The sequence below is a fragment of the Paenibacillus borealis genome (genome assembly GCF_000758665.1).
In the GTDB taxonomy this organism is placed as follows: domain Bacteria; phylum Bacillota; class Bacilli; order Paenibacillales; family Paenibacillaceae; genus Paenibacillus_AQ; species Paenibacillus_AQ borealis.
The window spans coordinates 3,517,506-3,543,933 of the sequence record NZ_CP009285.1; the positions used below are offsets into that span (position 1 = coordinate 3,517,506).

The following is a 26,428-nucleotide window of genomic DNA, read 5'->3' on the forward strand; positions in this document are numbered from 1 at the left end:
TCTACAGAAGATGAATAAGAGCATCGTTTACGGATTGGCATCTTGTCTGTCGGTAGTAGCCTTGACGTTTGTCAGTACTGCAAGTATTCTGTATATTCATCAACCGAAAACTCCTTCAGAGTTATTGAAATAAGGAGCGGACAATTATGATTACATTATCAGTGACAAAAGATGTGAATGGCCAATCCGGTGTGGTTTCTCTGCCGATTGATGAAATCTTGTATATGCAGCACAGCAGCGGTTTGCGAAAGGTTGTTGTATACACAGAAGATGGAACCTATTATACGACAGGTCCCCTTAGCTATTGGTGCACAGCACTGAATAATAGCGGTTTCGAATTTTCGGTGGGAGACCGTACAGCGGCCATTAATGTGAGGAAGATCGTACGGATGAATGACTTTTTCAAAACAGCGTACTTTAATCTGAACAGCAAAAACGGCTGCATGCTGTCAAAAATAGGCTATGAGGATTTAAAGAAACAATTGGGAAGTGCAATTGAAAACATAGTATTTAACTAGCCACCCGTTGGGTGGTTTTTTTAAGTATCAACCTAATCACTCAATCCCTTACCGTTCAGAATATGCGGCGTATATTTCTCAACCCGTGCTGTACGAGTTTTGGATTGTTTGGGGTCTGTGAAATGAGTAATGTATTGTCTTTTCCGTCCAGGGGTCAAGGCTTCAAAAGCTGCTTGCAGATCCGGATTCTCATCAATCTTAGCTTGGAACTCTTCAGGAATCTCGTACTCCGTATCCTTCTTATAATCCACTTCCAGACCAGCGGTTTCAACCTCTATGGCATTATAGATATAATTTTTAATAGTAGCTTCCCTATCGGCTATTTCTTGAACAGTAGTGAACCGGATCTGGCGTCCGGCCTGCACATTCTTGGTCTGCTGAATCAGAATGCCTTCAGGATCAGGCAGCAGGGAGCCTTTAACGAACATAACCGCACAATATTCTTTGAATCCGTGGATTAAAGCAATGTTTCCATTCTGAAAAGTATAACAAGGAACCCCCCACTTCAATTCCTCTGTCAACTGGCATCCAAGCAGGATCGTCCGGAGTTTCCCGTATTCTTCCTTCCACTGGCTTGCTTTATTAAAGAAAAAATCCACTTTAGGATTCATTTCACTACTAGTCATTCAGGAACACCTCTATATCTTTGGTATAATATAACAAATAAGAAAAAGCTATTCAAACTGCTCGCGGCGATTGTATAACACCATCACTTACTGTAATCAATTTTATTAAAAATGCAACATCAGCGCTGCAAAAAATTTGATGAATTATAAAGAAGACGGGCAGGAAGCAGATAATATGAAAATATCCGATGATGAGGAGAGATTCTGATGGCTACTATTTTCAATGAAAAGAACGTTTCGTTTGAACAAAGACAATCCCCGGTTCCTGAGTTTGCCTGGCATACAAGCAGGAAGCTGGCTGAAATGGCCGGGGCGAAGCAGCTGCTTTTTGAAATCAGGTCGCTTGATCCCGGGAAGTATTCCTACCCGTATCATTTTCATAGAAGTGTTGAAGAGATCTTTGTAATTATTTCAGGCCGGGCTACCCTCAGAACGCCAGCAGGGTTCCAGGAAGTGCAGGAAGGGGACACTGTATTTTTTGAAACAGGGCCGGAAGGGGCACATCAATTATATAATCATACCGCCGAACCTTGCAGATACTTGGATTTGCGAACGAACCCGGGGATCGATATTTGTGAATATCCGGATTCCGGGAAGATTAACATTCTGCCTTACGAGGAAATCTATATGGCGGATGAGCGGGTGGACTATTACAAAGGTGAGGAGAATGTCGCGGAGAAGTGGAAGTGAGCTGCCCGTATTCTTCTGGAACGCCCCGAATTCAGCGCATACATAAAATAACCCGCCGGAAGCCCGGCGGGTACATTCGATTTGAAAGAAATTAAAAAACCAAATCTGGTTCAATCACTTAAATGACGCCCTCTCCTCCAATAGCAGTTGCTGTGAATGCTATGGGTCCAAATAGATTTATAGGCGAGATGCTATCATTTTGAATGATCAATTCATAGTTATGGACTCCAAGATATGGACCATCCACCCACAGAACATTTAATTGTATATCAGTAATTGTAGTGAAACGATAAAAGGATCTATAAATATCTACTCCGGCACGCCGGATGATAACAAAAAATGGGCTATCAGCAAGTGCAGTAAGACTAAAGCTGCCATTTAACTCGACTCTACTGGAGAAAGAGGCAGGATTAGCAGGACTTATATTTACTTGCGCTGTGGCTAGAGCCGCGCCTGCTCCAGGAATCCCCGCAACCGTTACAGCAGTATTGAACGGGTCTAACGGGATTTTTGCCTCTGAACCATAACTAATAATTGTCGCCATTTATCATCACTCCATTTCATAGGTATACGTTAATATATTGTAAATCCGCAAGTATATATTGGACTTACTTCCTGATGATTATATACATTTTACTTAAAGAGGAAAAAGAAATAACAGCAAGTGAAATCAAGTAGTACTCCCTCTAGATCTTTATAATGAATGCAGGGTGATTGAAACGGGGTGAATAGAAGAATGTACGAGTGGCAGAATCAAATTCAATTAATCGTTGATGAAATTGATAAATGCATTAAAAATTATAATGACGAAGCCCTGACACTACATTTTCTTTCTCGCAGGCTGGGTTATTCCGAGTTTTATACAACAAGAAAATTCAAAGAAATATCGGGTATGCAACTTAGGGACTATCTGCGGCATAGAAAATTAGCCTTTGCACTAAAAGAAGTTCGTGATAGTGAAAAAAGCCTTTTAGCTATTGCTTTTGATTATGGTTTTTCATCACATGAAGCCTTTACCAGATCCTTTAAGGGAACATATGGTGTAACTCCAAGTGAATACCGGAAAAAGCCTAAGCCTGTCGTTCTTCGTACAAAAATAAACCCGTTCGACCGCTACTTCTTAGGATTGGGAGAGATTGGGATGATGAAATCTACAGAAGATATTAAAATTTATTTTGTAACCATTCCCGCTCACAAATTTTTGCACATCAAAAACTATGAGAGTAATGGGTATTGGGATTTTTGGCAAAAGCAAAGTCTGATTCCGGGACAGGACTACGAAACCATCTGCGGCTTACTCGATAGTATCAAAGGCAAATTGGATGATGATGGCGGGAGCGAACCTAACAGCGGCAGCGGTCAGGTTATGGCGTATATGAATGACCCGGATGGCAGACTCTGCGATTGGGGGATTCCACGTACAGAGTGTCATGGTGCACGACTTCCTTATGATTATAAAGGCGAAGTACCGCCACAAATGCTAATGATTGATGTTCCCGAAGCGGAGTATATTGTTTTTGAACATGGGCCATTCGATTACGAGCAGGAAAACCGCAGTGTTGAGGAAAAGATTGAAAAGGCAATGGCAACTTTTGATTTTGCAGGCACGGGTTACTGCTTTGATACTTCCCCCGGTAGACTAATTTACTTGTATTTCAATCCGGAACGGCATTTTAAGTATATCAGACCGGTGGGAAAGCACTTTTAAAGAACACGTTCCCGCGTCGGCAATATGCGCTTTTTGATTTATATGAATTTAAAATAATTTCAGAAATTTAAAGGTCACTACTTTTAATAGGGTGGCCTTTTTTCTATGTCCAGGGAGGTGGTTACGATAAGCAATCAGAGCGATTTACCCTAAGTGTGGATGGAACTTAAAGGGCATGAAGAATGTTTCTGCACTCATTGCGGCTACACAGAGACGTTTAATAGAGGAGATGATCACAGATCATCGTTAATAATTTCGCGGGGGCGGCGAGGCGAGTACGGGAATGGAGTTGGCTGAATCATTGCTTTAATCGTTGCAATAAGCGGTAGCCTCAAAGCTTTCAGGTCCACGCCTTTGAACGGTGTTATCAACGTCAGCTGTTACGTAACAACCTCCAATAGTTTTAAGATATGTTATGCAATTGCTCAAATCAATTCATCCGCATGGTGGCAATCATTTTATAGATCAATAGGGGCTATTATAGCCCCTATTGATTACTCCCGTTTCTTACGGCCAATTAAGCCGCCTACTATCCCAAAGATCAAAATACCAACAAAGGCAAATACAATCCAAAAAGCTATACGCACAACTATCACTCCTTTAAATAAACAATACGATAATAGGGGGATTTTCGCAATAAAGGAAGAAGGGGCTACTGATCCTACAAGGATTTGACATACGGAGAGGAGGATGAATTGTGAAGGTCCCACGCATCTTGCACTACCCCGGCAGCAAATGGACCATGGCATGAAGGAACATCAGCCATATGCCGGCACACACGACCTATTTGGAACCGTACGCCATACGTGCTTTAGACCCGGAACGGATTGATCTACAACAACGAAATGACAGAGGCAGTTATTTTAGAGCCTAGGGGCTTTGGTTTCTCTGCCTCATACATGGAGACTCCAAATACAATTCCTAATCCGCCACCATTGGCGATATTGTTAAAAACAATGGAGAATGCAATACCAAAACTGATGCCTATAAAAAGTGCAGAGAGCAATCTTCATTTATATTTCAAAACGCAGCATCCTTCTCAATTATTTTACATTTATACGCACCCGGGATATCGGCATCGAACCGTTCTACAGGAGCTGGAGCCGGAATTTACAGCCATGCAGCAGATTGGTATCCAGGCGGACGAGAAGACACCGGCAGCAAGCTTTTGGGCTGCAGCAAGAAAGCTTCTCGGGGCTCAGGTGGAAATGGCATAAAAAAAGAGCTGCTTTCGCAACTCTCTCATGAACGGCCATTTACTCTGGCATGATCCAAACGATCTCACAGATGCGTACAAAGAATTTTCTGCCTCTGGTATCCAATACAACGTGGTCTGGCTTTACATCCATCACACAGCCGCTAATCCCGCCGCGAGTGGTTTCAAGTACCACCTGCTTACCTTTTACAGACATTAAGGTTTCAACGACATAGGGATCAATTGGATAAACCATGATTGCTTGCGGCATCTGTTGATGCATTGGATACATTTGATTATTCAGCACTTTGTTACCTCCCAGATGGTTATACCTCATGTTATGCAAACGCCTAATTAAAGAGCTAGGCGAGAGCCCATTTAAGATAGGTACTAAGCGTTATGACACAAATACGTAAAAATAATAATTCAACGGAGGGGAGAGTATAGCGCCGTAAGCGTTGAAGTGACCGCAGCAATGCTCACCGCCACCCCCCGAGAGAGGGCAGAGGCGGCGATTGCGCTTTGGTTCCTGTCTTGTTTTCCGTTTCCAAAGGTAGTCTGCACGGCTCCAACACGGCAGCAGCTGCATGACGTCCTATGGGCTGAGATCAGTAAATGACAGGATAAGAGTCCGATACTGAAAAAAATATTGAAATGGACGAAGACTAAGGTATATATGCACCACTATGAAGAACATTGTCAGGTCCATATAATAAGCTCTTAATATGCGGAAACCCAACACGTACAAGTGGAGTGTTCTACGATTTCCATAATAGAGACCGTGCAGATTATAAGACCCGTAAGTTCTCTTGCTTAAACAGTCCCAGGACGAGCAAAGAGAATATCGCTATGCTTAAGCGTAAATACGGCGAAGGATCAGACGTATGGCGCGTGCGCGTTGAAGGCACCACTACAGGATGGGTGCTAAGGCTTGTTGATGACACGAAATCTGAGCACTCAGGAGTTAATGAAGTAGAAGTCAGAGTCGATGACACTGGACTTGGGGGCGGCGTGACAGACCGATTAAATGAAATCAACATCGAAAAGGGTTTTGGATACACGATCACCGGTGTGAATAATGGATATATTCAGTGGCAGGTAACAGAAGCAAACCGGTTCAGGCAAATATGGAATATTGAAAATATCATTCATGAAGGCCCGTCATTAACAATACCAGTATGGTGGGGTATTTTTTTGCATAAGGAAAATTTTCCTTACTACATACATAATGTTCTATATGAATTATACGGAAGAACCATACTCTCCCAGGAAGGGGGGATTTGCGTTAAAAAAGTTTTAATTATTGTCACGTGAATATTTTTTAAGATCTATTATATTTATATTACATGGTTCAGAAGAACCAACAGTATAATCCAGAAGCAAAATTAAAGGCCGCGTGGATATAATCGTAGGCTCGATTTTTGTAGGGGGGATAATATTGCTGGAGTTTGTAGTCATCTTAGATGTACTAATAGTTGTATCAGCAGTAGTAGCATCTGTTTTGTTAAGCAAGAGACAGAAGGGGTATCCAAAGGAAAAGGTTATCAGTTCACTCAAAATTACAATTCAGGATGTAGACCGAATGGAAGACGGATAATGAAGTCTTTATGGGGTTCTCTGTATACGTTTAATCGCCCAGATAGGAAATGATATGCTAGTTCCAATTAATTGTATGTATCCAGTTTGCTCGTCTTTAATAAATGTACCGGAGTAATTTTCACCACTAATTAGATGAAAACGTAAAGGGTTAGCCGTTTCTAAAATAGAGTGAATCTCGATTGGTTTCATACATAGGCAACTCCTTCATAAGTCTTACTTATACAATACCAACCTGTGCTATTATTCAAACCGATAGTCAGTGATAATGATGTAAATTTAGTAAATTTTTCTTAATTGAATTTGTGTTTCAAAATGCGATATACTGGATTCACCAAAGTAAAAGACTATAATAGCTAACTGAGAAAATTAAACAGGCTATTTGTTAGGAGGTTTCTTTATGAAAAAAATAATAACGCTCGTTCAAGCTTTCAAAGATTTAGAGGAACGGATTAATGATTTTATTAATGATGATTCATGCATTGAATATGTTGAAGGGTCCGAAGAAGTGGTAGCTGGTGGAGCCTACGCATGGTCAAAATTAAAACCAGTAGCTATTAGTAGACAAGAGCATATTGATGCTGATTACATGGAATTAGCAGAAAGGGTACGCACAGTACTGAAAAAGGATAATAGCCCAAATATTCAAAAGTTTGAGCATAGTTACGAACTGATTTTGAATTACATACGTCAAGATACCTTATTGTGGGTTCCTGGTTTAAAGAGTGTCCTTAATGAAATCAAATATGAACTAGACATTCAACAGTTTTATTTTGTAGACCAAGAGGATTCGTTAATTTCAGGAAGACCTCATGGGTTAAATGAGTCATTGCTATTTGGAATATAGTATAGAGGACTCTGTACTATCCTCAAAATTCCGTCAACCTTAACTGGTCGGCGGGCTTGTTTGGGTTATACTATTAACTCTGTAAAGACTTGAATCAAGCAAACCACATTTGGCCGGTTATCATCTGGACCTTCGCTCGCAATTAAGGTGTACGATGTCTGAAAAGAGAAACCCGTTAGTGAAGGGAGCTTAGGCTACTTGAAGCAAGTGTCGATTTTATTAAAGAGCGCTTATAGCGCTCTTTTTAAACCGTATACCATAACATACGATAAACCAATAACAAAAAAATACTTAGAACATAAAGTAAAGGGTACGCTCTTTTTCATGAATATTACGCTTCCAGCGAAAGTCAAAGTAATTACCCCGGCTAAGATATACGAACTTGAAATATCTAAATAAACGAAACGGCTGCCCAAGTTAAATAGGGTAGCCGTTTTTTTGGTGGCAAAAAAATCCCGACCCCAATCCGTCCCCAATCTCATAAAGTTGAAGGGATGATACAACCTAAAAAAAGACAAAACCCTTATAAAATAAGGGTTTTGTCAGGTGGTGCAGTATAGGACGGATGGGGTTCGAACCCATGACCCCTACCCTGTCAAGATAGTGCTCTCCCGCTGAGCTACCGTCCTGCAACGAAATTTATAATACCATAGGATGTGAGGGATTGGCAAGAATTTTTTATACCGAAGAAATAGGCTGGCTGATATATGGGGTTTATTAGGATTAAATAGGAGGCAGTGCTATGCTGCTCTGGGGAAGCGGATCTCGGCGGGAGAGAAGAAGCCCTGCCGTGATTTGACAGGTGAGATTAATCCCTTTACGAGGGCTGATGATAAGTTAATGTGCAGGTCCCGTTGAGTGTGAGCGGGGCTTTTTTGCAGCGAAAAAGTTGAGCGACACGGAAAAGATTTTATAATATAATGATGGCGGTTGTCTGGAAATATATTTCAATCATTCCATTATACATAATGAAGCCAAAGGAGTTCTTCTAATGATAGTAACTTTGCATGAATCTGAAATGCTTGAGGTTTGCCTTAAGTATGTTGTGATTGTCATGAAGCAGGGTGAGGACTGGGTTCTGGTGCGGCACCGAGAGCGGTCCACATGGGAATTTGCCGGCGGGCATATTGAAGCAGGAGAGAGCCCGGATGAAGCCGCCGCCAGGGAAATGTATGAAGAGACAGGCGCTGAGTCGTACAAGTTATACCCTATATGCATATATTCGGTCAGCAGAGAGGAAGTACCTGCGAGCTTCGGGATGCTGTACTTTGCAGCCGTAGATAAGTTCGGCCCCCTACAGCAATTCGAAATGGAGGAAATTCGCAGATTCAGAGAAATACCTGAAGGGGTAACGTATCCCGGGATATATCCCACGCTAATCGCGAGAGTTAATGAGTACATCAAGCAGCTGAGAGACAATGTAAATCAAATCAGGTTTATTGAGCAAGCGTAATTTTGTGCGGCATAATTATACCATTGATCGGAGTGATTGCCATGTCTATGCCTACTCATATTGTCGCGGTCGGCGGGATTGTAGAGAATGAACTGGGAGAAATTTTACTGGTAAAAACGTTTAAGGGCGGCTGGGTGTTCCCCGGCGGGCAAGTGGAGGCAGGTGAGAATCTGATGGAAGCCCTGATCCGTGAAATACAGGAGGAAAGTGGCATCCTCACTGTGGTTGACCAGCTTATCGGCGTGTATTCAAATACGGGGATGTACAAAGGGCATGACGGAGTAACCGATGTTCCGACTAAAGTGATGCTGGACTATGTGTGCCGGCCAATCGGCGGGGCATTAGCAACCTCGGATGAAACTTCTGAGAGCTACTGGGTTAACCGGGATAAAGTACTTGAGATGATTACCAGTCCCGCAATCCGCACACGTTATGAAGCGTATCTGGCTTTTGACGGCAAGGTTGCTTATATGGCTTACGAGACCAAACCCGAATTTACAGTAAGTCTGAGCAGGAAGATTTAATACAGTACCAACTCCCGAGCACCGCAATTATGGCTATGGATACATCGACATTCCGCAGAAGGTGTACGAGGATGTGATCTATGCGGTTCTGGTTTCACTGGCCGACCAGGGCTTCAGGCAGCTCGTGATTATGCGCGGCTGCGGCGGACATATGCTGAGCCAGGTGGCTGAGAAGTTTAATCGTTCCTCATCATCCGTTCCATGGTGTCTGGTGCACACATACCGATCCGCATATTCCGGGTGGTCATGCCGACAGCTTCACCACATCGCTGGGACTCTACAAACATCCCGAGTGCATCCGTGAGGAGCTGATCGCCAATCCCGGCAGCAGTGAACCGGACTGGGAGGATCCCGCACTCGACTTCACCAAGTACTCGGCAACGGGTGTCATAGGTGATCCGACTCATGCCAGTGAAGAATTAGGCCGCAAGCTGTGGAAGGGCTCTGTGGAAGCCATCGCAGCCGAGCTGCAGAAGATTGCTGCACAGGCCTTTGAAATTACTCCGGCTGAAGCTTCCAGGCTGTAATGGAATAGTAGGCAAGCGGCAGGAAAGAAAGACACAAGCGAGACAGGCAGCCCCATTGGCTTCGTCCATGTTAACCGCGACAGCGGCTTGGAGAAGCCAGCGGGGTTATTGCTATAGCTGGCGGTGCGAAGGCGAAGGTGGTTCTGCAGCCTTTTATGCGAGAGATCATGTTATAGCTTCTCAAGTCCGAGTTCCGTATGAGTTTGTGAACGGTATAAATTGAGGTAGAATAGGGACATTAATTGCTGCGAGAAGAGGTTAGCTTATGAGTGATGAGAATTCGAAGTTCAAGCGGCTTGGTGAGTATCTGAAATCACGCCGGAACCGGCTGCAGCCTGAAGCCGCAGGGTTAAGGGAAACGAGCAGCCAGCGCAGAACACCGGGACTAAGGCGGGAGGAAGTGGCGATTCTGGCGGGTGTCAGCAGCACCTATTACACCTGGCTGGAGCAAGGCAGGGAAGTTACCGCTTCGAGAGAGATTATGGAGAGTCTCAGCCAGGCACTCCGGTTGACGCCTGATGAGCGGACACATCTGTTCGAGCTGTGGAATCCGGGTTTGCCGGATGCCATTCCTTCTATTAATACGGTGAGACCCGAGCTGAATCCGCAGTGGCGGGATATTATCAGCCAGCTGTCTTATCCGTCTTTTATTACGAATGAGCGCTCCGAGGTTCTGGCCTGGAATGATAAGGCGGTTGAAGTTCTTAGCAATTTCGGGATACTGCCCGCTTCAGAGCGCATTATGCTCCGTCTTTTGTTCCTCGATCAGGGACTGCGCCGCCGGATGCTGAATTGGGAGGAATTCGCGCTCTATTCAGTAGCCGTGTTCAGAACCTATTATGACATGCATCTGCATGACCCCTGGTATAAGGAAATGGTACTGAAGCTCTGTGAGGACAGTGTGGACTTTGCTGAGATGTGGAAGCTGCACAACATTCAAGGCAAGAAAGTAAATCGTGTAGTCATACAAAGTCTTGGCACGAATCAGTCTGTAACCTATGATATCAATTCCGTAGCGAATTTGGCCGATCATCCGGGCCTGCATATTTGTATCTATACACCTGTGCCTGAGTAGCTGAGAAGAGTATGGATTCACTTGAACGGGCAGGTCTGCTTCTACTTCTGTTCCCAGACGTTCTCTTCCCTGGTAATGATCTTACTAGTATAAACGTACTGTGGCTGCTCCGTAGCAGGTCAGTTAGAATAGGGACATATTCGAAGACTTACACTAGGAAAAGAGGGCGACAACCACATGCAGACAAGAACAATCGGAACCGAAGGCCTGGCAGTATCCGCTCTGGGACTAGGGACTATGATGATGCCGGATAATGAAGAGTCGGTAAAAGCAATCCATGGTGCACTCGACCTGGGAGTAACCCTGCTGGACACAGCAGATATCTATGGAGATTTCGGGGAGCAGCGCTTTGGCAGCAATGAGAGGCTCGTGGGCCGGGCGCTTAAGGGCAGACGGGATAAAGCGGTTATTGCGACCAAATTCGGCATAACCCATACTCAGGGCCCCAAGGGCGATCCCGCTTATATCAAAAAATCAGTAGATGCCAGCCTGTACCATCTCGGGATGGATTATATTGATCTATACTATCAGCACCGTCCTGATCCGGACACTCCAATTGAGGAGACCGTAGGCACGCTGGCTGAGCTCGTTAAGGAAGGGAAGATCCGCTACATTGGCTTATCGGAAGCTTCACCTGAGCTGATACGCCGCGCACATGCGGTACATCCCATTACGGCACTGCAGACAGAATATTCGCTCTGGAGCCGGGAGGTGGAGGATGAAATACTGCCGCTGGTCAAAGAGCTGGGCATCGGATTTGTTCCTTATAGTCCGCTCGGCCGGGGATTTCTGACCGGTCAGATTAAAAGCTTCGATGACCTGCCGCCGGACGATTACCGTCGTAGCTACCCGCGGTTCCAGGGAGAGAATTTCACCAGGAATCTTGAGGTGGTCTCGCTGATCGGGCAGATGGCGGCCGAGAAGGGCTGCGCCCCTTCGCAGCTTGCCCTGGCCTGGCTGCTGGCGCAGGGAGAACACATTGTACCGATTCCGGGAACGAAGCGGCTTGAGCGGGTACAAGAGAATCTCGGCGCATTGCAGGTTGTACTGTCGGCGGGTGATCTTGCCCGGATCGAACGGATCTCCCCGCAGGGCGTTGCTGCCGGAGGACGTTTTCCCGGCCGGAATTAATAGTGTTCATCTCAAAGGTGAAGCGGACTGAGAGGACCTTATTTCCCGAAAAAACGGCTTTTTGAGGCTGGAACGGACTGAGATTCCGTTATTTTGTTCATCCGGCCCCAAAGTGAGGGGCGGCGGGGCATATAAGAGATTCTCAGTCCGATTGACCGGCGAAATCTGCCTGATTTGCAGGAATAGAGGAATCTCAGTCCACCTCATCAGCCAGCTGACGAGGAGATGATGAAGTTTGCCACCTTAGCGTTGCAGGCTCTTAAGCCGCCCGGTCTCCTCCTCAATCTTCGCTACATCAATCCGTTCGAACAATAATTCCAGCCCCTGTACCTGCTGATGTGCCCGAATGGTTACCGGCTGCCAGACAGGCTGTTCAAGGGCCAGGAAGCCCCTAATCTTGCCGCAGGAGAACGGAATGAACGGGTTCAGCAGGTTGGACAGATTAGCGATGATCTGTACACAGGTATACAGCGTGCTGGCACAAGCGGCGGGATCATTCTTAATCTGCAGCCACGGCAACTGCTGGTCGAAATATTTATTGGCCTGGCGGATATGGGTGAAGACATGCTCGAGCGCTTCTTTGAAGCTGCCTCCTTCAATCAGTCTCCCGGTCTCGCTGTACAGAGTATTAATGCGGCCGGCCCATGCGGCATCCAGTGTACCCTCAGGAACCTCGCCATTCCAGGACTTATTCACGAATACCAGACTGCGGTTGACGAAATTGCCGAACGCTCCCAGCAGCTCACTGTTATGGCTGTAGATGAATTCTCTCCAGGAGAAGTCGGCATCCCGTTTCTCGGGACCATTCGCCGTCAGGAAATACCGGACGGAATCCGGATCGTAGCGGCTGAGAATATCCGGCACCCAAACGGCCCAGTTACGGCTTGTGGAGAATTTCTCCCCTTCAAGAGTCATGTATTCACAGGAGAAGATGCGGTCCGGCAGATGAAGGTCTTCAGCACCCAGCAGCAGAGCCGGCCAGATCAGGCTGTGAAAAGGTACATTATCCTTCCCATGCACATAATAGGCCGTAATGGGAGGGGCTCCGGCGTCATGTTCCTCAGTGGATACCAGCCAGAAATCCTCCCAGCGGCTGCCGGTCTCGGCAGCCCACTGCTTGCTGGCAGACAGGTATCCGCTGACAGCTTCAATCCACACATAGATTTTCTTGTCCGTGAAGCCGTCTACGGGAACATCCACACCCCAATCCAGATCCCGTGTTGCGGCGCGGTCCTGCAGTCCTTCCTGCAGATATCTGCGGGTTAAGCGCACCGCATTGTCTCTCCAGCCCCGCGCGGAATCCGCGTATTCCGAGAGTGCGCTCTGGAAGCTGGACAGTGACAAATAATAATGCTGGGTGAAGCGCAGCACCGGCGTGGTTCCGCAGATTTTGCAGGTACGCTTCAGCAGGTCAACGGGGTCGAGAATTGTAGAGCAATAATCACATTGGTCGCCCCTGGCCTGCTGTCCGCAGACCGGGCAGATTCCCTCTACATAGCGGTCCGGCAAGTAGCGCTGATCCTGCTCACAGTAGCATTGGAGCGTTGACTTCTGGTACAGATAGCCGTTATCCAGAAGCTTAAGGAATAGCTCCTGCACCACGCTGTGATGATGCTCCTGATCGGTCCGGGTGTACAAGTCATAGGTGAATCCCAGCGTGCGGAAGCAATCTGCGAACTCCTGATGATATCTGCTGGCTAATTCCCTAGGGGATACACCTTCCTGCGCCGCCTGTACAGCAACGGGAGTTCCGTGGCAGTCACTGCCGGAGACATAGAGCACGGCGTCACCTTTGGCGCGGTGATAGCGGGCCAGGATATCTCCCGGCAGAAGACTTGCAAGCCTGCCCAGATGCAGGGAGCCATTGGCATACGGCCAAGCCCCTCCGATAAAAATGTTTGTCATGTCATTGCCCTCCTATAAGTTTTGTTGACAGATGTTTCCTTGAAACGGCTTCGGACAAAATCCGTTTCGGATAACATGTTTAGGTTTCTAAGCGCACAAAAAAGACTCTCATCCCCAAAGGGACGAGAGCCTGTGCTCACGTGTTACCACCCAAATTCATCAATGCCTTGCGGCATCCACCTCTTCAGGTACGTCCGCGAAGACGCGGGTATACCCTAGCATGGTAACGGATGCGGGTTCCGGCGCAGCCTACGTCCCGCTGATGCGGGCTTCGATGCGCAGCTCTGAGACCATATTCCCGTGGGTTTTCTTTGCTCCTTTTCAGCGGCCGGAGCTCTCTGTGAAAGAATTGCCAAGGTACTCTTTCTCTTCATAGCTATTGTGGTTATCCTAATTACTGGATATCATATATGCAGGTGCAGGCTTATGTCAACACCAGATATAGAGATAAAGGAGAATGAGACTTTTGCCGGAAAAAAAGCAGGAAAAGAAAAGCTCAGGAATTATGGGATGGCTTGGAAGCGCGGGAGTACTTCTGCTGCTGAAGGGCAAAACCATTCTGTCTCTGCTTAAGCTGGGGAAGATAGCGGGTCCGCTGATTTCTATGGCGGTATCCATCTGGGCGTATGCATTAATCTATCCATGGGGATTTGCAGCAGGCTTTGTTGCCTTATTATTCGTTCATGAGATCGGCCATGTTATAGCAGCCAAACGCATCGGACTGCCGGTGAGCGCACCGCTGTTTATTCCTTTTATGGGAGCACTCATTACGATGAAAAAACAGCCTCTGGATGCCAGAGAGGAGGCCTATGTAGCTTTCGGCGGCCCCATCCTGGGGAGCATAGGAGCAGCCGCGGTATTCGGGGCAGCTTATTATTATCACAGCCCGCTGCTGTATTCATTGGCTTATGTAGGATTCTTTCTTAACCTGATCAATCTTCTGCCTATTCACCCGCTGGATGGGGGACGGATTGCCACTGCGGTTACACGCTGGTTATGGCTGGTGGGCCTGATTGGGGGACTGGCGGTGATCATTTATCTTAAATCCATTTTGTTCGGCATTATCTGGCTGTTATTTGCTTATGACATGTATAAGAAATATATCAGCCGGCGCACGAAGAATCAGATGCATGCGGTATTGAAGAGCTTCCTGATACCCATTGAGGATTTGCAGGATCAAGGCTATCTGATTCCCGGACCTGAGCACAAAAGAGAGCTGCCGTTTACCACCTACAGTGATTTGAACCGCCAGCAATATCTCGGTGTCCGCTGGGATAATCTGGACTACTACGGTACAACGACTATGCCTGTACAGTCTATTATCAGCAAAGTCCGGATCGTACAGCTCGACCAGCTGTATGTAGATACTAAGCTGCAGCTGAAGATGCAGTGTGAAATCAGCTTTACAGTGTTTGATAATGATAAATATTATGATGTGCCAGCCGCGTCACGCTGGAGGTATGGTATTGCTTATTTTGCGCTCGCAGGTTTTCTTGGGGGTATGATGTATCTTGTGCATATCGTTGGTAATGTAAATCTGTGAGGATTCGTTTATGAAGTCCCTGATTCGTCAAAGCTGTATACAGCCAGAAGAACAGGGAGGACAACTATGCGCAAGTCATTAGTGTGGAGCGGAGTCATTGGAGTGTGTGTGATGCTGGGTACGGCCGGCTGTGCGGCTGGCGGTGAGGCTCCCGGATATACAGGAATTCATAAGATGACCGGACTGGACGGGAGACTTGATACTCCGGATGGTCTTATATCACCGGTTATGCAGGATGTATACGACCGTTCGATACCGGAAGAGGTATATTCCATTCAGTAGTCCGGCGTAGTCCGGCGGATGCGGCTTGTCCGTTTTCCCTATACCTGGAGCCCTCAGGCTCTATACAGGATATTAAAAATTCTGTATAATGGCTCAATGTTGATTGGACCTACAGAGAGGGGCTAGAGGAGAATGGCAGTGGAAATCGTACATGTCACTACAGAGGAGCAGCTCCAAATGGGGCTCGAAATCCGTAAGAAAGTATTCGTGGAGGAACAAAAAGTCCCGGCGGAAGAGGAAATTGATGAATATGATGTGATCGGTGATAATGCGCATCATTTCCTGCTTAAGGAAGAGGGGGAGCCGGCAGCTACCGGCAGACTGATCTATTACAAGGCGGGGACTGCCAAAATGCAGCGGATTGCTGTTCACGAGCATTACCGGTCCAAGGGTTTCGGACGGATTTTGCTGCTTGCAATGGAAGAGCATGCCCGTGAACTGGGCCTTGTTGCCTCTATTCTCGATGCCCAGTGTCATGCGGAAACGTTCTATAGCAAGCTGGGCTATGAAGTGATTTCCCAGGAGCCTTTCTATGATGCCGGCATTCTTCATGTGAGAATGCAAAAAACGTTGTGATTTTCCCGGGTACATACTCTTTCGATTCTATGGATAAGCTATCTGTGAGCCAGATTGACGGCTAATCCGAGGCGCGAAGGAGACGATCCTAAGTGATGAACAACGAACGTGAACGCTTTATTGCAGCCCAACGAAACGGTGATGGTGATCTGACCAAGTTCCAGACCTCTTCCGGCCGTGTGCTGGATTACCAGCAGGCACTTCAGGAGGTTCAGTCCGGAAGCATTGCCGGAGTCAACGTATTCAAAGGGAAAGACGACGAAATGTATATCCGCGGTGATGCAGATGGGGATCCTACCAACAATCTGGATCAGCTTCCGCAATTTTAAGCAGGTAATAGATAACAGGTTGAAAACGGCCGGACAAGCGTCTAATTGACGCTCTTGTCCGGCCGTTTTTTGATCTGCGGGAAGGGGCAATTGCCCGGGAATCACCTTTCCAACCCTGCTGTGCATGACGAAACCGGTTGCATAAATGTGCGTTTTTCTTTTCTCCTGCAAAAAGAAATAATTCCCTGAATTCTGCGCAACTTGTAGAAAGGTTCGTAGTATACATTAACAGCATGAATTATTTGGAGGGGCTCTACAATGAGATGGAGAAAAATTGCTCTATGCGTGGTTGTGTTTTCCATGATGGGAAGCTCATATTTGTTCGCTGACGCTGTAAACCAGAAAATCAAAGTGTGGAGCAATGGAAAGGAAATAGCCGATGGCGGCTATTTGATTGACGGTAAGGCCTATATCCCTGCGAGAGAAGCGGGAGGAGTCGTCAGCTGGGACGGGTCAGGCAAAGTGACGATCCTCAAGCCTAATGTGCATATTGTGCTGTTCAAGGGCGATACGGTTTTCGGCAATGTGAACACCGGCAAGCTGAAGATGAAGATCCTTACCCAGGTTGACAGCCTGAAGGACAGCGTTTCAGCTGTGAAGGTGGCAATCACCGATCCGTCGGGCAATGTGAAGGATATTCTGGAGGATGCCGGCGGCTCGAAGAATGAGGACTTCTGGTTCTCTACGCCGGAATTCACCTATGATTTCAAAGAATCCGGCAAATACAGTGTAGGATTCTTCATCAAGTCATCCAAGAGCGGAGATTACGTTCTTGTGTCAGAGAAGGTAGTTACGGCTTCGGCTAAGAATTAACCGGGCTTCTGCAAATTGACCTGAACTTATCTTACGTGTTACGATACCAAATGTAGGATAATTCAATTTAAAGTGAGGTATTTCAATGAGCGATCACAAACATGAGCATGGCCATGAACATGGTGAAGCATGCGGTTGCGGACATGATCACGACCATGAGCACGAGGAGTTTGTGCTGACCTTGACGAACGAGCAGGGCGAAGATGTAGAAATGGTGCTGGTGGAAACGTTCGACGTAGGCGAGAAGCTATACGCACTGCTGCTGGAACGTGAAAACCCTGAAGCAGACGGCATCATTCTGCGTATGGAAGAAGAAGACGAAGAAATGGTTCTTTACAACATTGAAGATGAAGCTGAATGGAAAGCTGTTGAAGAAGCTTACAACGAGCTGCTGGCCCAGCAAGAATAGATTTCAGTCAATCAGGAACTTAGGCTTGCTGTCTTGGACAAGACAGTACCGCCTAATACAAAACCCCGATACTATTATAGTATCGGGGTTTTGTATTGCTGCAGGGCCAGAAGCCGATTAAGAGATCGGCTCTGCCTCTACAATTACCTTAATGTTGGTGATGCTGCGGTCCTCGGGGCCTTTGACCGGCAGGCCGATTTCCACATGGTCAATGATATAGTCGATGTTATCTTGGGTAATAACTTCACCAGGGAGAAGAATCGGGATGCCCGGCGGATAAACATAGATGAATTCTGCAATAATGTAGCCTGCAGACTCCCGGAAGGGAACCAGCTGTGTATCGGCGTAGAAGGCATCTCTTGGAATCAGGGCCAGCTGCGGAATATTCGGCACCTGAACCTTAAGCTCGTAGATTTCACCCTTGCTGTAATGGATCGCTGAGAGCACGCGCAGCGCGGCTAGCAACTTATCTACCGACTCCTGGGTATCTCCAGGGGTAATCAGGCAAAGAATATTATACATGTCGCTGAGTTCTACTTCGATGTTATACTTCTGGCGCAGCCAGTTCTCGGTCTCATATCCGGTAATACCCAAATGGCGGACGTGAATGTTAAGCTTGGTCGGGTCGAGATTAAAGGTTGCCTCTGTGCCGAGAATTTCTTTGCCGAAGCTGTACAAGCCTTCGATGCTGTTAATAGCTTCCCGCGCATAGTTGGACAGGGCGATGGTTCTCGATGCCATCTCATGGCCGTTCAGAGCCAGGTTGCGTCTGGAGGTATCCAGAGAAGCAAGCAGAATATATGAAGTTGAAGTTGTGGTCAGCATGCTGAGAATGGTCTGTACCCGCTGGGGGTTAACAAGGCCTGTCTTGGCATTGAGATTCAGTACCGAGCTCTGCGTCATGGAGCCGCCCAGTTTATGCACGCTGGTTGCTGCCATATCCGCACCGGCCTGCATGGCCGATACCGGTAATTCCTCATGAAAATGAATCAATACTCCATGTGCCTCGTCCACAAGTACGGGAACCCCGTAACTGTGGGCCAGGTCGACAATCGAACGCAGGTCGGCGCATACGCCGAAATACGTCGGATTGATAACGAGGACACCCTTGGCATCCGGATGGCGCCTTAAAGCCCGTTCGAGCGAGCTGGTGGTTATGCCGTGGTCTATCCCAAGATTCTCATCCTGTACAGGAGAGACAAAAATAGGCTTGGCTCCGGAGAAAATAATCGCCGACATCACGGATTTGTGAATATTGCGCGGTACAATTATTTTGTCTCCTTCCGAGCAGACAGAGAGGATCATAGTCATGATGGCATTGCTCGTGCCTTGTACACTGAAATACGTGTAATCGGCGCCGAAGGCCTCTGCAGCCAGCTTCTGAGCTTCAAGAATTACCCCGGTGGGCTGATGAAGGTCATCAAGCGGTGCAATATTGATCAAATCTATGGATAGAGCGTTATCGCCGATAAACTCACGGAATTCGGCATCGGTCCCTAGCCCCTTCTTATGTCCCGGAATATGAAATTGAACTGGGTTTCCGGCGGCATGCTTTTTGAGAGCTGTGAAGAGGGGAGTTACATGTTGATCCATTTAATGCTGTCACAACCTTTCGCGAAGATTCGATTTTTCAAAATATAAGGAAGTATTAGTTTACGCTATACTTTATCCTTATATTTCTCGCTGAAACGGATACCGTCCATTAGAGGACGGACTAGCCATTTCTGCTTGAGCAAGCATCAGTATAACAAATCAATCAACATAATACTAGGATGTGATGAAATGTCTGGCAAAGTAGCGCAGCGTATGCATATCAATTTAGCCTCACCGTTCATTGTGGAGATGTGGGTCATTATTTTTCTGGTCGAATTCGTCAAAGGATCGCTGCTGGTAGCTCTGCTGCCAGTCTACATGGAGAATATTCTGGGCCTCTCGGTAACGGTGGTCGGCTTCGCCTTTGCACTGCAGTATCTGGGGGACAATCTCTTCCGCAGCCCGTTTGGCTGGGTGATGGAGCGGATAGGCTACCGCTGGACGATGACAGGTGCGCTGCTGTTGATTCTGGTGGCTGTCGGAATGATCATCTATGCCAAGGATGCAACCACATTGTCTATTGCCTGTCTGGTCCTGGGCATCGGGACTTCGCCGCTATGGCCTTGTACCATGACCGGCATTACCGAACTTGCCGGTTCTACGGAAAGCGGCAGCAGCGGGGCGGCTATGGGCGCTGTGGAGATGGCATCGCTGGCCGGTACCGGGATCGGGCCGATCATTGTCAATTTCATGATGGATCATGGCGGTCAGGGCTACCGTACGGTCTTTCTGGTATTGATGGGCTTCGCCGCCGCTGTTGTGGCTGTGGCGCTGCTGCTGCCGTCCCGGATTGGCGGCCATGCGCCTCATGTCGTCCGTGAGATGAATGCTGATGGAGCGGGTGCGCCACGTACGCCGCTGCGGCCGCTGCAGAGCCTGAAGCGGACCTGGCATCAGGTCAGAACTTCCCTGAAGGTCAGCCGGCTGCTCTTCCCGGCGCTGTTCCTGCAGGCTTTTGCCATCGGTCTAATGACCCCGGTGGTCACTTTGTTCGCCCGCTCCGAGCTGCATGTGACGCCTAACCAGTTCAGCCTGCTGCTGATTGCCGGCGGAGGCATCACCGTGCTGGCGCTGATTCCGGCGGGCAAGCTGGTCGATAAGATCGGGACATCGGTGTTCCTCAACATCGGCTTCCTGCTGGCAGCCTGTTCACTGGCGTTCTTCTCGCAGGTCCGCTGGCTGCCGCTCGCATTCGTTGCCGTGGCGCTGGTCGGAATCAGCTATGCGCTGATCCTGCCGGCATGGAATGCCTTCCTGGCTAAGCAGGTACCCAAGGGAGAGCGCGGGACGGTATGGGGCCTATTCCTGACGCTGCAGGGCTCAGGAATGGTCGCAGGTCCCGTGCTGTCCGGCAAGCTGTGGGATTCTGTAAGCCATAGTGCGCCTTTTCTGGCCAGTGCAGGTGTAATGGTTCTGCTCTTCGGCCTGCATCTGCTGATTGTCCACCGGACGAAGCTAAAGCAAGGCAGCGCCCATTAAGTGCTGCTTTTACTAAAATAAAGTAAATGCAAAAGCCGCAGACAGACTGGTTAATCCGGCTGACTGCGGCTTTTAAGTGGTTTATTTTGCACAATTGATCAGGGAATAACTTCAAAAGCAGCGTCTGGCGTTTGGAAAAGGCGGAAAGCGGGTAAAAATAGTCAATAAACCAAGTTACCGCTACATAAAATGAAGTATAAAATAAGTGTAAGACGAAGACAAAACTGAAGGTGTGTATGTGGAGGTCCGGCAGTCAGTTCTACTTCTTAAGTTAGGCCATGAAGCTGGCTATGCTGTAACCAAGCAGTTAGGGGGGAGTGCCGTGAACAAAAATGACGAAGTGGAGTACTGCAATCTGGAGCTCCGGTTTGACAGACAACATATCCAGGACTTGATCAAGGATCTGATAAAGGAAGGCTATTCCCTTTACTGGAGCGAGAATGAGAATGTTTTTCTTATTTCGGTGCGCACCGGACGCAAGCTGGTGAAGCTGCGCTTCCAGCGGATTAAGGACGGCTTCAAGCTGGTGGGAGATTATATGATCCGTGATGCGCGCCTGTCTGAATGGATGGAGAAGCTGATTGGCGATATGCGCGGCCATGCCGTAGTCAAACGTTTCCGCGACCGTCAGATTATTATTGAGAATATTCTGTTCGGCGAAGTGATCCGCCTCGTCGAGATTTCGGGATATCAGCAGCGTGTGCTGTACCAGAAAGGGCCGCTGCTCTCGGATCAGGAACTGACAAAGCTGTTCTACTCTATTGAAGGCGAGGAACGGATCCGTGACCGCAGGCTTGAGGTTGATGAACAGCTGGACCGCCTGAGTGAAGCTATGCGCAATAAGGATTCTGCCGGAGTGGAGGTTTGCACGGCCAGGCTGAACATTCTGACCCGGGAGCTTGCCGCGCTTGAATGGTAAAATTGAATCAATCATCTTGTGTTCAAGGCATCCCGCTATGGGGTGCCTTGAACTTTGTAATGCAAGTTGCATGCGGGGGTTCACTTCTGCGCCCAAAACCGTTAAAATAGTCATTGTGAGCAATTTCCCTGATTCTTGGGACTTTGTCAATGAAATTGATCTCTCTTTCGCAGGCAGAACTTTGCTGTCTCTGACAAAGGGTGGTATTCTTATACTGCGAGAAATGGATTTCACAAAAATACAGGGTGCAAAGGGTGGAGAACCAGATGTCAAAACAACAAATCGGCGTCATTGGCTTGGCGGTAATGGGCAAAAATTTGGCTCTTAACATCGAGAGCAAAGGCTTTAGCGTATCCGTGTTTAACCGTTCCCCGGAGAAGACACATGATCTGGTCGCAGAAGCAGAAGGCAAGAACCTGGTAGGTACTTTCTCAGTTGAGGAGTTCGTACAATCCTTGGAAGTGCCGCGCAAAATTCTGATCATGGTTCAGGCGGGCAAAGCAACCGATGCTACCATTGAACAGCTGCTGCCATTCTTGGATCAGGGCGATATCATTATCGATGGCGGTAACGCTTATTTCCCTGACACCGTCCGCCGCAGCAAATATCTTGAGGACAAAGGCTTCCGTTTCGTAGGCACCGGCGTATCCGGCGGTGAAGAAGGCGCATTGAAGGGCCCTTCCATTATGCCTGGCGGCCAGGAAAGCGCGTATAAGCTGGTTGAACCTATTCTTACGGCTATTTCTGCCAAAGTGGACGGAGAGCCTTGCTGTACATATATCGGACCGGACGGTGCCGGACACTATGTAAAAATGGTGCACAACGGCATTGAGTACGGCGACATGCAGCTGATCGGCGAAGCTTACCATTTGCTTAAAGATGTGCTGGGCCTGGATGCCAAGGAACTGCACAACACCTTCGCAGAGTGGAACAGCGGTGAGCTGGACAGCTACCTGATTGAGATTACTAAGGATATCTTCGCGCAGTATGACGAAGAAACCGGCAAACCTATGGTTGACGTTATTCTTGACGCTGCCGGACAAAAGGGTACCGGCAAATGGACAAGCCAAAGCTCGCTGGATCTCGGCGTGCCTCTGTCCATGATCACTGAATCTGTATTCTCCCGTTTCCTGTCTGCAATGAAGGAAGAACGTGTTGAAGCCAGCAAAGTGCTGAGCGGTCCTGAAGCAGTTGCATTTGACGGCGACAAAGCAGAATTCATCGAGAACGTGCGTAAAGCATTGTTCGCCAGCAAAATCGTATCGTACGCACAGGGCTTCGCACAGCTGCGTGTAGCTTCAGACGAATACGGCTGGGATCTGAAATATGGTGAACTGGCTAAGATCTGGCGCGGCGGCTGTATTATCCGCTCCCGGTTCCTGCAGAACATCACGGATGCCTATTCTAATAATGCAGATCTGAAGAACCTGCTGCTGGATCCGTTCTTCAAGGATGTTATGGACAACTATCAGTCCGCATGGCGCAAAGTTATTGCTTCGGCCGTAACCCTGGGTATTCCGGTTCCCGGCTTCTCCAGTGCGCTTGCATACTACGACAGCTACCGTACAGAACGCCTTCCAGCCAACCTGCTGCAGGCACAACGCGACTATTTCGGCGCCCACACCTTCAAACGGGTGGACAAAGAAGGCGTGTTCCACCACAACTGGCTGGCTGAGTAACTTTAACCGCCCAGCTTAGGCTATAGAGAGCCCGAAATGCTTTTCGCTTCTTGCGGAGAGCTTTCGGGCTTTTTTTGCAACTCTGACGGCATTGTGCAAACTTTTCACCCTGTGTTATGATATGACAAATGTCGCGGTTGGAGGTAGTTATGGCTGGGGATCAGGAAGAACAGCAGAATATACGGGATATAACAGAGAACAGAAATATCATACTCGTTGGTATGATGGCTACGGGGAAGTCAACGGTAGGCGCTATGCTGGCTGAGGAGCTCGGATATGAACTGGTTGATCTGGATGCAGTGATTACGGAGAGTGAAGGGCGGAGCATTGCGGAGATTTTTGCCGCAGGCGGCGAAGAGGCTTTCCGGAAGATTGAATCGGCCGTACTGAAGCAGATGCTGCAGGGTGAACGCAGAATTATCTCTACTGGCGGGGGCGCAGTGCTTGCACCCGGTAATGCGGAGGTTATGCTTGAGCAGGGACTTGTTGTGGCACTTACAGCCACTGAGGAAGCGATTATCGCCCGTGTCAGCGGGGATGAGAACCGGCCGCTGCTCGCCGGCAATGCTGCAGAACGGGTCCGCGCTATTATGGAACAGCGCAGTGAAGCTTACCGTTTCGCGCACTGCACGGTCGATACAACGGAGCTGAATGTGGCCGAAGTCTCACAATATATTTTAATGCATTACCGCGCTTGAGCTTTTAAGTATGTTTGCGTTCGTGATTTAGACTAGGCTTGTTCGGTTTCATTCCATTCAATCATGCCGCCGCTCAGATTCGAGCCTTTAATGCCGAATTGCTGCAGATATTCGCAGACACGCTGGCTGCGGTTACCGGAACGGCAAATGAAGATGATCTCGGTATCAGCCGGAAGCTCTTCAGTCTGCTGCGGAATTTGGCCCATCGGGATATGCTGCGCACCTGGAATCATGCCGAAGGCAACCTCATCATCTTCACGGACGTCGATCAGAACAAGCTCTTCGCCTGAAGCGAGCCGTTTGCGCAGTTCCTGCGGTGTAATTTGGGGAATATCATTCATGGTAGTACCCTCTTTTCTGTCTTAATATAATAAATTAATGATACCACAATTGCGGATTACCCTGTCAAACGGGCCGTACATACAGAAACTATATTACTTTAAGGAGCGCTTATATTATGGACGTTATTGTTAGGCCTACACCGACACTGCAAGGAGAATTCGGAGCCCTTTCTTCCAAAAATTACACTACACGCTACCTGCTGGTAGCCGCCCTGTCGGAAGGGGTCAGTACGATTTATCATCCCGCACACAGCGAGGACAGCGATGCCATCCGCAGATGTATCGCCGATCTCGGTGCTGTATTGACTGAAGATGAAGAGAAGATTGTAGTTCAGGGGTTCGGGCGTCACCCACGTGATGTCAAAGAGCTGAATGTCGGGAATGCCGGCGCCGTGCTGCGTTTCCTGATGGCGGTTGCCGCGCTCAGCCCAGAGGTCACTTTCGTGAATACGTATCCGGATTCGCTCGGCAAACGGCCGCATGATGACCTGATTCAGGCGCTGGGCCAGCTTGGTGTGGAGGTGGAGCATAATAACGGAAGGCTGCCGATCACTATTCGCGGCGGCAAACCGCAGGGCGGACGGATTACCGTATCCGGTGCCGTCAGCTCGCAGTATCTTAGTGCGCTGTTGTTCCTCACGCCGCTATTAGAGGAAGACAGTGAAATAATCGTACTGGATGATCTGAAATCAAAAGTGGTCATCGGACAGACACTTGAAGTCATGGAGCAGGCAGGCATTACTGTAGATGCTGCTGACGATTACATGTCCTTCCAGGTACCGGGCCGTCAGGCTTATGCGGCGAAGTCCTACACAGTACAAGGGGATTATCCGGGATCGGCAGCCGTACTTGCTGCCGCAGCAGTGACCAAATCGGATGTGACAATTCACCGGCTTGCCGAGAAGAGCAAGCAGGGAGAGCGGGCGATTGTGGATGTGCTGCGGATGATGGAAGTGCCGCTCACGCATGAGAATGGTACCGTGCATGTGCAGGGCAACGGTATTCTGAAGGCGGTGGAATTCGATGGTGATGCCGCTACGGATGCTGTGCTGGCCATGGTGGCAGCGGCAGTGTTTGCCGAAGGGACATCACGCTTCTATAACGTGGAGAATCTGCGCTATAAGGAGTGCGACCGGATTACCGACTATCTGGCGGAGTTGACCCGTGCCGGAGCAAAGGTGGAAGAGCGCCGTGATGAGATCATTGTCCATGGTACGCCTGAAGGCGTTGAAGGCGGCGTAACCATTAATGCACACTATGATCACCGCGTCATTATGGCACTTACTGTAGTTGGCCTCAGAGCCCGTCAGCCGCTGCGGATCAAGGATGCCCATCATGTGGCGAAGTCGTACCCGCAATACTTCGATCATCTGCGTTCGCTTGGCGCGAATGTGGAGTGGGTAGAATAACAAAGGTGGGTCCGTTAAATATCTATCCGCTCACGGAGGATGATATTTCTCCGGTATCGGATCTTTATAAGCTTGCGATCACGGATGCTTTTGAGAGCGAGGGACTGGGTCACTTACAAGGTGACATCCAACAGGAGATCGAATCCAAGATACGAATGGCTGCTGCTTCCCTGAATCCGCCGAATTCAGATATCTTCTTCTGGGTCGCCAGAATAGACGGAAGGGTTGTCGGCACCATTTCTTATGCACCTTGCGGAGAGGACATTAGAGTCTGTACCGGGAATCGGCTTGACGCTGTAGGTGAGCTGGGCAGTCTGTACGTTCTGCCTGAATATCAGGGGCAAGGGATTGGGTCGGCTTTGATTGCGATGCTCATGGTATTTCTTCGGGAGCAGGGGATCACTCAGTTCTGCCTGGACAGCGGCTACAGACGCGCTCAAACCAGGTGGCTGCGCAAATTCGGACAGCCCTATGCGGTAGTTAAGGATTATTGGGGACCGGATTCTGTTCACATGGTCTGGCTGAGTACTGTGAGCTGAGGGTTCTGCCGCACCAACGGGACT

Annotated in this window: 31 protein-coding genes, 1 tRNA gene and 1 other annotated feature; of the genes, 24 read left to right on the forward strand and 8 right to left on the reverse strand. The window is 48.3% G+C overall.

Annotation, left to right across the window (positions count from 1 at the left end; all coding sequences use genetic code 11):
• Nucleotides 1-10: 10 nt before the first annotated feature.
• Complete coding sequence (locus PBOR_RS36230; protein ID WP_156123117.1) at nucleotides 11-133, forward strand: cyclic lactone autoinducer peptide; 123 nt, start codon at nucleotides 11-13, stop codon at nucleotides 131-133.
• A gap of 13 nt (nucleotides 134-146) precedes the next feature.
• Complete coding sequence (locus tag PBOR_RS14620; protein ID WP_042212764.1) at nucleotides 147-518, forward strand: LytTR family DNA-binding domain-containing protein; 372 nt, start codon at nucleotides 147-149, stop codon at nucleotides 516-518.
• Nucleotides 519-550: 32 nt separating this feature from the next.
• Here the strand turns inward: PBOR_RS14620 and PBOR_RS14625 are convergent, their stop codons facing one another.
• Nucleotides 551-1,144 (reverse strand): YdeI/OmpD-associated family protein, encoded by a 594-nt coding sequence (locus tag PBOR_RS14625; protein WP_042212765.1) that lies wholly within the window; start codon nucleotides 1,142-1,144, stop codon nucleotides 551-553.
• 207 nt (nucleotides 1,145-1,351) lie between these two features.
• On the opposite strand from PBOR_RS14625, the gene PBOR_RS14630 reads away from it, so the two are divergent.
• Nucleotides 1,352-1,834 (forward strand): cupin domain-containing protein, encoded by a 483-nt coding sequence (locus PBOR_RS14630; protein WP_042212767.1) that lies wholly within the window; start codon nucleotides 1,352-1,354, stop codon nucleotides 1,832-1,834.
• 118 nt (nucleotides 1,835-1,952) lie between these two features.
• On the opposite strand, the gene PBOR_RS14635 is transcribed toward PBOR_RS14630, so the two are convergent.
• Nucleotides 1,953-2,378 (reverse strand): hypothetical protein, encoded by a 426-nt coding sequence (locus PBOR_RS14635; RefSeq protein ID WP_042212769.1) that lies wholly within the window; start codon nucleotides 2,376-2,378, stop codon nucleotides 1,953-1,955.
• A gap of 192 nt (nucleotides 2,379-2,570) precedes the next feature.
• Between PBOR_RS14635 and PBOR_RS14640 the strand changes: the two genes are divergently transcribed.
• Entirely contained in the window at nucleotides 2,571-3,542 is a 972-nt protein-coding gene (locus tag PBOR_RS14640) for a helix-turn-helix transcriptional regulator (RefSeq protein WP_042212771.1), read from the forward strand.
• An 827-nt stretch (nucleotides 3,543-4,369) separates the two neighbouring features.
• Nucleotides 4,370-4,759: a hypothetical protein gene (locus PBOR_RS14645; protein ID WP_167549544.1), complete on the forward strand. Its 390-nt coding sequence runs from the start codon at nucleotides 4,370-4,372 to the stop codon at nucleotides 4,757-4,759.
• A 39-nt stretch (nucleotides 4,760-4,798) separates the two neighbouring features.
• On the opposite strand, the gene PBOR_RS14650 is transcribed toward PBOR_RS14645, so the two are convergent.
• On the reverse strand, nucleotides 4,799-5,029 hold the full coding sequence (locus PBOR_RS14650) for a YuzF family protein (protein WP_174479860.1): 231 nt from the start codon (nucleotides 5,027-5,029) through the stop codon (nucleotides 4,799-4,801).
• Between the two features lie 557 nt (nucleotides 5,030-5,586).
• On the opposite strand from PBOR_RS14650, the gene PBOR_RS38580 reads away from it, so the two are divergent.
• Nucleotides 5,587-6,051, forward strand: coding sequence for a hypothetical protein (locus PBOR_RS38580; protein WP_052429485.1), 465 nt, complete (start codon nucleotides 5,587-5,589; stop codon nucleotides 6,049-6,051).
• 291 nt (nucleotides 6,052-6,342) lie between these two features.
• Here the strand turns inward: PBOR_RS38580 and PBOR_RS36975 are convergent, their stop codons facing one another.
• Nucleotides 6,343-6,525: a hypothetical protein gene (locus PBOR_RS36975; protein ID WP_157764041.1), complete on the reverse strand. Its 183-nt coding sequence runs from the start codon at nucleotides 6,523-6,525 to the stop codon at nucleotides 6,343-6,345.
• 208 nt (nucleotides 6,526-6,733) lie between these two features.
• Here PBOR_RS36975 and PBOR_RS14660 point away from each other — a divergent pair, with 208 nt between their 5' ends.
• Nucleotides 6,734-7,180: a hypothetical protein gene (locus PBOR_RS14660; protein WP_042212774.1), complete on the forward strand. Its 447-nt coding sequence runs from the start codon at nucleotides 6,734-6,736 to the stop codon at nucleotides 7,178-7,180.
• Between the two features lie 557 nt (nucleotides 7,181-7,737).
• Here the strand turns inward: PBOR_RS14660 and PBOR_RS14670 are convergent.
• Nucleotides 7,738-7,809 (reverse strand) — tRNA-Val (locus tag PBOR_RS14670).
• A gap of 362 nt (nucleotides 7,810-8,171) precedes the next feature.
• Between PBOR_RS14670 and PBOR_RS14675 the strand changes: the two genes are divergently transcribed.
• The 5 genes from PBOR_RS14675 (at nucleotide 8,172) to PBOR_RS14690 (ending at nucleotide 11,890) form a co-directional block, all read left to right on the forward strand.
• Nucleotides 8,172-8,633, forward strand: a complete 462-nt coding sequence (locus PBOR_RS14675; RefSeq protein ID WP_042212778.1) for an NUDIX hydrolase — start codon at nucleotides 8,172-8,174, stop codon at nucleotides 8,631-8,633.
• A gap of 41 nt (nucleotides 8,634-8,674) precedes the next feature.
• Nucleotides 8,675-9,157, forward strand: coding sequence for an NUDIX hydrolase (locus PBOR_RS14680; RefSeq protein WP_042212780.1), 483 nt, complete (start codon nucleotides 8,675-8,677; stop codon nucleotides 9,155-9,157).
• A 233-nt stretch (nucleotides 9,158-9,390) separates the two neighbouring features.
• Nucleotides 9,391-9,684: a creatininase family protein gene (locus PBOR_RS38585; RefSeq protein ID WP_425415539.1), complete on the forward strand. Its 294-nt coding sequence runs from the start codon at nucleotides 9,391-9,393 to the stop codon at nucleotides 9,682-9,684.
• Between the two features lie 265 nt (nucleotides 9,685-9,949).
• Nucleotides 9,950-10,759 carry a helix-turn-helix transcriptional regulator gene (locus tag PBOR_RS14685; protein WP_042212782.1) on the forward strand — a complete coding sequence of 270 codons (810 nt, stop codon included), beginning with the start codon at nucleotides 9,950-9,952 and terminating at the stop codon, nucleotides 10,757-10,759.
• A 177-nt stretch (nucleotides 10,760-10,936) separates the two neighbouring features.
• Nucleotides 10,937-11,890: an aldo/keto reductase gene (locus PBOR_RS14690; protein ID WP_042212784.1), complete on the forward strand. Its 954-nt coding sequence runs from the start codon at nucleotides 10,937-10,939 to the stop codon at nucleotides 11,888-11,890.
• 243 nt (nucleotides 11,891-12,133) lie between these two features.
• Here PBOR_RS14690 and metG read toward each other — a convergent pair whose 3' ends face one another.
• Nucleotides 12,134-13,795, reverse strand: a complete 1,662-nt coding sequence (metG, locus tag PBOR_RS14695; RefSeq protein ID WP_042212786.1) for a methionine--tRNA ligase — start codon at nucleotides 13,793-13,795, stop codon at nucleotides 12,134-12,136.
• Nucleotides 13,796-13,910: 115 nt separating this feature from the next.
• Nucleotides 13,911-14,178: a binding site (T-box leader), on the reverse strand.
• Nucleotides 14,179-14,252: 74 nt separating this feature from the next.
• Here metG and PBOR_RS14700 point away from each other — a divergent pair.
• The 6 genes from PBOR_RS14700 (at nucleotide 14,253) to PBOR_RS14725 (ending at nucleotide 17,747) form a co-directional block, all read left to right on the forward strand.
• Nucleotides 14,253-15,338, forward strand: coding sequence for a site-2 protease family protein (locus PBOR_RS14700; protein ID WP_042212788.1), 1,086 nt, complete (start codon nucleotides 14,253-14,255; stop codon nucleotides 15,336-15,338).
• 66 nt (nucleotides 15,339-15,404) lie between these two features.
• Nucleotides 15,405-15,620, forward strand: a complete 216-nt coding sequence (locus tag PBOR_RS14705; RefSeq protein ID WP_042212790.1) for a hypothetical protein — start codon at nucleotides 15,405-15,407, stop codon at nucleotides 15,618-15,620.
• 132 nt (nucleotides 15,621-15,752) lie between these two features.
• The gene (locus PBOR_RS14710) at nucleotides 15,753-16,196 is read left to right on the forward strand and encodes a GNAT family N-acetyltransferase (protein WP_042212792.1); all 444 of its coding nucleotides are present in this window, start codon (nucleotides 15,753-15,755) and stop codon (nucleotides 16,194-16,196) included.
• A gap of 92 nt (nucleotides 16,197-16,288) precedes the next feature.
• Complete coding sequence (locus tag PBOR_RS14715; RefSeq protein ID WP_042212794.1) at nucleotides 16,289-16,525, forward strand: DUF3892 domain-containing protein; 237 nt, start codon at nucleotides 16,289-16,291, stop codon at nucleotides 16,523-16,525.
• A 258-nt stretch (nucleotides 16,526-16,783) separates the two neighbouring features.
• Nucleotides 16,784-17,338: a hypothetical protein gene (locus PBOR_RS14720; RefSeq protein WP_039297906.1), complete on the forward strand. Its 555-nt coding sequence runs from the start codon at nucleotides 16,784-16,786 to the stop codon at nucleotides 17,336-17,338.
• Between the two features lie 85 nt (nucleotides 17,339-17,423).
• Nucleotides 17,424-17,747, forward strand: coding sequence for a DUF1292 domain-containing protein (locus PBOR_RS14725; protein ID WP_019911532.1), 324 nt, complete (start codon nucleotides 17,424-17,426; stop codon nucleotides 17,745-17,747).
• Nucleotides 17,748-17,864: 117 nt separating this feature from the next.
• On the opposite strand, the gene PBOR_RS14730 is transcribed toward PBOR_RS14725, so the two are convergent.
• Complete coding sequence (locus tag PBOR_RS14730; RefSeq protein WP_042212797.1) at nucleotides 17,865-19,340, reverse strand: aminotransferase class I/II-fold pyridoxal phosphate-dependent enzyme; 1,476 nt, start codon at nucleotides 19,338-19,340, stop codon at nucleotides 17,865-17,867.
• Between the two features lie 189 nt (nucleotides 19,341-19,529).
• Between PBOR_RS14730 and PBOR_RS14735 the strand changes: the two genes are divergently transcribed.
• From PBOR_RS14735 to PBOR_RS14750, 4 genes are all read left to right on the forward strand, one after another.
• Complete coding sequence (locus PBOR_RS14735) at nucleotides 19,530-20,819, forward strand: MFS transporter (protein WP_042212799.1); 1,290 nt, start codon at nucleotides 19,530-19,532, stop codon at nucleotides 20,817-20,819.
• 322 nt (nucleotides 20,820-21,141) lie between these two features.
• Nucleotides 21,142-21,738 (forward strand): hypothetical protein, encoded by a 597-nt coding sequence (locus PBOR_RS14740; protein WP_042212802.1) that lies wholly within the window; start codon nucleotides 21,142-21,144, stop codon nucleotides 21,736-21,738.
• Nucleotides 21,739-22,004: 266 nt separating this feature from the next.
• Nucleotides 22,005-23,417, forward strand: a complete 1,413-nt coding sequence (gndA, locus tag PBOR_RS14745; protein ID WP_042212804.1) for an NADP-dependent phosphogluconate dehydrogenase — start codon at nucleotides 22,005-22,007, stop codon at nucleotides 23,415-23,417.
• Nucleotides 23,418-23,566: 149 nt separating this feature from the next.
• The gene (locus PBOR_RS14750) at nucleotides 23,567-24,115 is read left to right on the forward strand and encodes a shikimate kinase (protein ID WP_042212806.1); all 549 of its coding nucleotides are present in this window, start codon (nucleotides 23,567-23,569) and stop codon (nucleotides 24,113-24,115) included.
• A gap of 32 nt (nucleotides 24,116-24,147) precedes the next feature.
• On the opposite strand, the gene PBOR_RS14755 is transcribed toward PBOR_RS14750, so the two are convergent.
• Nucleotides 24,148-24,456, reverse strand: a complete 309-nt coding sequence (locus PBOR_RS14755) for a rhodanese-like domain-containing protein (protein WP_042212808.1) — start codon at nucleotides 24,454-24,456, stop codon at nucleotides 24,148-24,150.
• A gap of 116 nt (nucleotides 24,457-24,572) precedes the next feature.
• Here PBOR_RS14755 and aroA point away from each other — a divergent pair, with 116 nt between their 5' ends.
• Nucleotides 24,573-25,865 (forward strand): 3-phosphoshikimate 1-carboxyvinyltransferase, encoded by a 1,293-nt coding sequence (gene aroA / locus PBOR_RS14760; RefSeq protein WP_042212810.1) that lies wholly within the window; start codon nucleotides 24,573-24,575, stop codon nucleotides 25,863-25,865.
• Nucleotides 25,866-25,870: 5 nt separating this feature from the next.
• Nucleotides 25,871-26,404 (forward strand): GNAT family N-acetyltransferase, encoded by a 534-nt coding sequence (locus tag PBOR_RS14765; protein WP_042212813.1) that lies wholly within the window; start codon nucleotides 25,871-25,873, stop codon nucleotides 26,402-26,404.
• Nucleotides 26,405-26,428: the final 24 nt, after the last annotated feature.